This window comes from Promicromonospora iranensis (assembly GCF_028994805.1).
Classification (GTDB): Bacteria; Actinomycetota; Actinomycetes; order Actinomycetales; family Cellulomonadaceae; genus Promicromonospora; species Promicromonospora iranensis.
In genome coordinates this window covers 39854-46315 of the sequence record NZ_JAJQQP010000023.1, presented here as the reverse complement: position 1 = coordinate 46315, position 6462 = coordinate 39854, and the positions used below count along the sequence as shown (strand labels likewise).

The 6462-nt window shown below is 64.2% G+C and carries 5 protein-coding genes; 4 read left to right on the top strand and 1 reads right to left on the bottom strand.

The features are described 5' to 3' along the window. Positions 1-836 precede the first annotated feature (836 nt). The 3 genes from LUM46_RS26540 (at position 837) to LUM46_RS26530 (ending at position 3908) form a co-directional block, all read left to right on the top strand. Positions 837-1364 carry a hypothetical protein gene (locus LUM46_RS26540; protein ID WP_274998312.1) on the top strand — a complete coding sequence of 176 codons (528 nt, stop codon included), beginning with the start codon at positions 837-839 and terminating at the stop codon, positions 1362-1364. 319 nt (positions 1365-1683) lie between these two features. Further along, entirely contained in the window at positions 1684-2067 is a 384-nt protein-coding gene (locus tag LUM46_RS26535) for a hypothetical protein (protein WP_274998311.1), read from the top strand. 1373 nt (positions 2068-3440) lie between these two features. Next, the gene (locus LUM46_RS26530) at positions 3441-3908 is read left to right on the top strand and encodes a hypothetical protein (RefSeq protein WP_274998310.1); all 468 of its coding nucleotides are present in this window, start codon (positions 3441-3443) and stop codon (positions 3906-3908) included. A gap of 270 nt (positions 3909-4178) precedes the next feature. Here LUM46_RS26530 and LUM46_RS26525 read toward each other — a convergent pair whose 3' ends face one another. Next, positions 4179-5432 (bottom strand): sigma-54-dependent transcriptional regulator family protein, encoded by a 1254-nt coding sequence (locus LUM46_RS26525; protein ID WP_274998309.1) that lies wholly within the window; start codon positions 5430-5432, stop codon positions 4179-4181. 240 nt (positions 5433-5672) lie between these two features. On the opposite strand from LUM46_RS26525, the gene LUM46_RS26520 reads away from it, so the two are divergent. Further along, positions 5673-6350, top strand: a complete 678-nt coding sequence (locus tag LUM46_RS26520; RefSeq protein WP_274998307.1) for a hypothetical protein — start codon at positions 5673-5675, stop codon at positions 6348-6350. Positions 6351-6462 lie beyond the last annotated feature (112 nt).

Sequence of the window (6462 nt, the reverse complement as noted above, 5' to 3'; positions counted from 1 at the left end):
GTAGACAACCTGGATCCAACCGAACGCAAGGGCCGTTGCGCTACCTGCCGAAATTTGCCCCTGACCAGCAACGACGCAGGTCAGGACGTGAAGCACTCATGAGACCCTCGGCGCCACTGAATAGGGCTCTAACTACTACTCTTACAACGACGACGCGTACGAGACGGTCACTGGTACCCAGGTGCCGTTGGTCAACCGATCGGTGAGTTCCACCAAGCGGGTTGACCTTGTTCGGATGGCCCGTGAGCGCAGGGCCGCTAAAGAAGCCAGGGCTGCGAGGGAAGCTGCGTATCAGAAAGCAACTGATATCGCTGACAATGTCGGAAGTTGGCTCACCGGTGTCGGCGATACGGTGAGTGGTTGGGCCAAGTCGGTCGACTGGAAGGTGGTAGGCAACTGGACCATGGTCGGCCTTGGCGCGGCAGGATTTGCGGCATGCATCGTCGTCTCAGCGGGCACCTGTGCAGTGATCGGCGCCGGGGTCGTGGCCGCTGGATTTATGAATGACATGGGTCTGCAGGGGAAGACTCCAGGGGACGCAGGGAAGTCGGCGGCCGTGAATCTCTTGTTCGTCAGGTGGGGCGGTGCCGTGGGTGGTGGTTTAAAGTCTGCGGCTAATGCTGCGAATACTTCTCGTCTGGCCGCAAGCACTGGACCTGCTTTTACCCGGACGCAAGGACGCATCGCCAATGGCGCGATGGGCCTGCCAGGGCTCGGGATGACGGCGGCTCCGGCACGTGATCGACAGACACACTGGGGGTGATCGCGATTTGTTCGAGAAATTGAGCGCTCCTGGCGGCTCCGTGAATCGAGATAGAACTGTCTACCGCATGTCCATGGGCACGGTCGTGGGGAGTGGTTTGGTTCGGTTCGTCACTGCACTAACTGCGTTCCTGGTGCCGCTAATGGTGGCATCGAATGATGCGGTAGCTTCGGACGAGATCTGGACCATTATCGCATTCCCTGCGCTGTTGTTCTTTGCGATAATTCTGAATTCGGGAGGGCGGATCTCGGTTTCGAGCTCTGGCCTGCTCTCGCGCAACATCGTGACAGAGCGGTGGTACCCGTGGGCGTCGGTTGCAGGGATTGCTGCTACTGATCGAGTGGAGGTGATTCACGCGGATGGTGGCCGGTCTCGGTGCTGGGCGGTGCAGCAGGCGAATATCTCGGCGATGTTGAGCCGTGTCTCGCGGGTAAACCACGTCGTCGCCGAGCTGGAAGAGCACCGGCAGCGGGCGAGGGCTGAACCAGATGCTGACGTGGCGCCATTGACACGGATGGTGCGGTTCACATGGTGGGAGCTGGTTCAGCTCCTGGTGCTGTTCCCTGGTGCGGTCGCACTCGGAGTGTGGTTGTTCGGATGACACGGGCGTCGTGAGTCATACGGGCGCGCCTCAGCAACGGCGAAGACCAAGGCGCAAGCTGAAGGTGGCTGAGCGGCGAGCAGCGGAACGTGCGGTCGCCGAGGCTGAGGACAAGAAGCAGCTTGGCATCGCCAAAAAGTCGGCAACTGGCTTAATGATGCTCCAAAGTGACCGCGCTCGCCCTCGAGCATTGTTTTGGTTCATCTGCTGGAAGCGACATTTCAAGAGAGCGGAAGCGGACTGGTGAGCGGGGGAGCAAGAATGGAGCCCGGGACTGGATGAGCGTAAACGGCTTCTGCGTGGGTCCTCCACCAAGACCATGCTCCAGGAGCTCGAATGGGGATCGAATATCGGTCTTGTCTTCCTGGCTATTCTCGTGGTGGGCATGCTGATTCGTGGTTCCGGTTATGGCGGGTCTCCCACACTCACCATCGTGATGGCACTTATCTTGCTGGACGTATTCTACTTGGGCACTGTCGTGCTGAGAATTAACCGAAAGAAGCGTGAGGTTAGTTCTGGGTACACCACGGTCACGAATGAGTTCCCACACGTGGACCAGATCGATCCGAAGACGGGCCGGATTGTGCGCCTCGCAGGGGAAGAAACTCTGAACCGCGACGAGTATCTGAGGCGGACGGATTTGATTCGTGAAGTTATTGACACCAATCGACCTGGCTCAGCGGGTGGTAGTGCCGAGGGTTGATTTAGGCAGCCGCGACTACGGCGGTCGGAGCGCGGTTGTATGACGGGGTGTTGGGCGGCGTTCGTCAGTGTTAATCCGGTGACGCGGTCGGACTCGACGGGGCTGTTGCTCGGGCCGTTGATCGATGGTGCGTATACGGCTCCGACTAGAGGCAAGCCGGGTTCGGATGGTTGGCAGGTCGGGGTGAACGGCACGGGGTGCATGGGTAGCTGGAATAGTGGTGGGCGGGGAAGTGGTCGCGGCAGGGTACGACGTATACGGCGCAGGTGACGATCCGGCGCGATCCGGCGGCGGGCGAGGCACGGGCGCAGGCTTGTGCGGCGGGTATCGTCAGTGCAGCCATCGACTGTACTTCTGCTAGCGATGCAAGTCGCGGAGTCAGTATTGCCAGCACACTTCACCGCAGCACGCTTCACCGCAAACTCAAAATATGGCGGATGCTGAAAGATATTTGGTTGCAGGTTGCGGCCGACGTCTAAAAGACTGATCGGATCGTGTGGCCCGCGGGAGAGGAGACACTGAACCGCTTGGACCAGCGGTTCACCCTGAGAACGCGAATCAGGCAGGCAACCTTGCATCGGAGCATACGAGATTCGCGTGGATGGGAATCTCTGGCCTCTATCTGCTATAGGAGCGTGGTGACGATCTCGGTTGAGTGGAAGCCAGGCATACGTGGACCGATGAGGAGAGGTGCATCGGCTTTCGGGATCGCTCGCTGGCAGATCGGTCTGAACTTGTCGATCTTTGTCTTGACGGTCGTGTTGTTTGTCGGAATGTTCGTTAGCGGATCAGGTTACGCTGAATCGTCGGTTCTAGCTTCCATATTCGGGATGATCAGCCTTGTGATTGTAGTCGATCTCAGTCTCACGTTTGCATTTCGGCGAGCGGATCGAAAGGAGTGGGTGCAGGGGTATACCACAATGCGTGGTGATCATAAGGACAGGAATGAAGTAGATTCGGGTACCGGTTACGTGATCAGATCGTCCGGGGAGGATTTCCTGTTACCTGAGGAGCGTCGGCGCCGCCGAGCGGCGATTGAGCGAGAGATGAGTCGGTACTCGGCTCGGCGCGGACCCGACGTGACAGCGTAAGAATCGGTTTGCTTGCGGATGCATTAACGGACGGAATTACGGAGTGGGGAAACATGACCTCCTGGTCTGGGAGTGCTGGAATTATTGTGGGCGACGTCGAGATCGCAGGAACTGGTGGCCTTAGGATCGCGGGCCTCTCGAGCGTCTCGCGTCTGGGTCCACACCGGCCCAGACAGTCGATAATGTCGCAAACGTTGGCTTCAATCTGGATTTTCATTCGCTCAACGTGGCAGGTGGCGGTAGAGCGCTGAGCGCCGGGTCCCGGGCATATGGGTACGACCGGTGAGCGGCGACCGGGTGTGGAGCCTGCGAGAAGTGCGCACGTTGGTGCGTGGGCCTTCAGCCTTCGCGCTGTTGGGATGGGTTCTCTGGGGTGTGGGCATTGGTCTGGTGCTCCTGATCGTGTTGGTGGTCGGGATGCTTGTTCGGGGAACTGGATACGGTGGTTCGCCGTTCTCGACGGTTGTGATGATCGCAATTCTGCTCGATGCTGCCTTCTTGAACTGGGTTGTGATCTGGGTCCAGGCTAAAAAGCGTAGGGAAGCCCGCGCGGGATATGCCACGGTGATGAACGAGAAGTCGGGGTTGGAGCAGGTCGATTCACGAACGGGCCGGGTGATACGCCTTGCGGGGGAACCATTCCTGACGCGTCAGGAACACCTGCGCCGGATCGGCTTGATTCGGGAGTCTGTTAAGGGTGAGCAACTCGGTTCAGCGGGCGATGGCACTGAGCCACTGCGCGGCGAGTGACGGCCCCAGCGGTCCGTGGGCTTGCGATCGTTGTAGAGCGGCTGGCGAGGGGACGGTAAATCCCCTCAAGATGACATGGTCTACTTGCGCTCCTTGTGGCAATGTCGTCCAGGCGTTCCTTGTGGCGCAGGTTAGTTCGGGCTCTCGGGGTGCGCTCGCATCGCTGCTGAGGGGCTGATCGCGCGGGAACTCAGGGGAGACCGTTCGGGGGGCGGAGTCTGTCGACGGTGCTCCTGAAGCGAAACTGTGGACTGCGATGGCGTCAGCCGCTCAGGCCAACCGCCGCTCCAGCACCCCCAGGTGTGCCAGCGCCCGCGCCGCCTGCGGCCCGCCCGGCGGAGCCAGCTGAGCCAGTCGCGCCCAGGCGGCGTGATCGTCCGCACCTTCGCTCCGCGCGGTCCACTGCTCGACGGCGGCCGCGTCGCGGCAGGTGTGCACCGCCTCGCGGACCTCTGCCTCGAGCTCTTCGCGCAGCCGCTCGACCCCCGGCGCGACCGATCGGCGCAGCAACGCCTCCGGGTATGCCGCGAGCGCGCCCCGCACGTCACCGTGCCGGAGCCGGGTCCGCACCGTGTCGACATCGGACCGCAGTGGCCGGGCGAGCCGGTACGGACGGGAGCCGGCCAGCAGCGGGCCGCCGAGGGCGGCGTCGGCGACCCGGCGCAGGCGGGAGATCTCCGCGCGGACGGCGACGAGCGAGAGCTGGCCCGGGTGCAGCAGCACGGCGAGCTCCTCCGCGCCGAGGCCACGGGGGTGCTCGGCGAGCAGGTGCAGGATCTCGGCGTGCCGCAGCGAGATCCGTCGGCCGCGCAGGGTGGGTGCGCCGAGCAGCCGCAGGTCCGGCGGCTGCTCGGTCGAGCCGGCGCCGAGGGGGCCCCGTGCCCTGGCGGCGGCGCGGGCGGCGAGCTCGCGCTCGACCATGGCGACGGTGGCCCGGACCAGCGCGAGGGCGACGTGGGAACCGGCGGCGCTGCCGCCGGTGAGGTCCAGGACCCCGATGATCCCGCCGGCCGGGTCGTGCACGGGCGCCGCGGTGCAGCTCAGTCGCTGGACGGGGCGTACGAAGTGCTCGGCGCCGAGCACCTGGACCGGGCGCCGTGTGGCCAGTGCGGTGCCGGGCGCGTTGGTGCCGACGGACTCCTCCCGCCACACGGCACCCTCGACGAACCCGACGTGCTCCACCGCGGAACGCACCGGACCGCGTCCCTCCACCCAGAGGAGCCGGCCGACGTCGTCCGACACCGCCATCACCAGGTCGTCGCCCGTCGCGCCCCCCACCAGGTCACGGACGAGGGGCATCGCGACCGCGAGGGGATGGTCGCGGCGGTAGTCCTCGAGGTCCGCCGACGTCGCGACGGCGACCGCGCCCGGGTGGTCGGGATCGACACCGTTGCGCAGGCTCCGCCGCCACGAGGCCGCGACGACGGGATCGATCCCGGCGGGCTCCTGCGAGCCGGCCGAACCGACGAAGCTCTCGTAGGCCGCGCGCACCCACTGCGCGTCCCGGTGTGGCACCTGCGTCATGCTGCCCCTGAGGTTGTCCGGACGCCGTCGTCGAACCACGCCAGTCTAAGCGCCGGACCAAGTTCATCAACAGGTTGTGCACCGCGACTCCCAAGTTATCCACCGTTCCGGGACGCTTTTCCACAGATCGCGGGTGTATTACGGTCTCGCCGCGCGGGGCGCGAGAAGTCGTCCTAGCGTCATTCGCATCGGTAGTTAAAGGGCTCCGAGCCCGACACCTTGTTTTCATGGGATCTCTCTTTGGGGGAAGAGTTGAACACCATCGCTTTATCCAAGCCGGAACCTGCGAGACCCGGGACGAACGACCAGGCCGACGACGACCAGCCGGGCGACACTCGGACCCGGCCGGCCGCGCTCGACGACGCTCAGCTGCCTCCGCTCGACTCGCCGGAGCCGCCGCTCGCCGAGGTGGCCGGCGCTCGTGGCCGCCGACCCTGGGTGTTCGGCGCTGCGATCGTGACGGGTGTCGCCGTCGCGTTCGCTCTCTGGGCGGGTTCGGTGCGTGCCGACGAGACCAGCCGCCTCCTGACCCTCACCTCTCAGATCGACAGCCAGGTCACCACCACCTCGGCCCGGTCGCACGACCTGGCAGCCGTGATGGACATGGCCGAGCGGGTCTACGAGCACTCGGACGGCCGGGTCGCGGACCCCGCCACACGTGATGTCCTGGCCGAGGCCATCGCCGACGCCAGGTCGGCCGTGGCGCAGCGCGTGACGGACGCTCCGCCGTCCTCTGTGACGCAGGCTCGCACCCTGCTCGCGCAGGCGACCCACATCGAGAGCTCCCTGGACTGGGCTGCCGAGGACCTGCGTGTCGCCGTCGACATGGTCCAGCGGTCACAGGGTGCGCAGCGGACCCTGGACTCCCGGGACCCGGTGGCCGACCGAACGATACTCACGTCCCACGACGGATCCTGACGCCTCTTCGTCGATAGGTGTCGAGGGCCTAAAGTTCCGGCGTTCTTCAGGTGGCGAAATCTCCTTCCGTAGATTGTCGGCTCTGGTGCGGTCCGGCCCTCGTGGTCGAACT

Bases quoted from the DNA above. Each gene is read 5' to 3' on its own strand.
- LUM46_RS26540 (WP_274998312.1), top strand. From the start codon at position 837: ATGGGCACGGTCGTGGGGAGTGGTTTGGTTCGGTTCGTCACTGCACTA.
- LUM46_RS26535 (WP_274998311.1), top strand. From the start codon at position 1,684: ATGCTCCAGGAGCTCGAATGGGGATCGAATATCGGTCTTGTCTTCCTG.
- LUM46_RS26525 (WP_274998309.1), bottom strand. From the start codon at position 5,432: ATGACGCAGGTGCCACACCGGGACGCGCAGTGGGTGCGCGCGGCCTAC.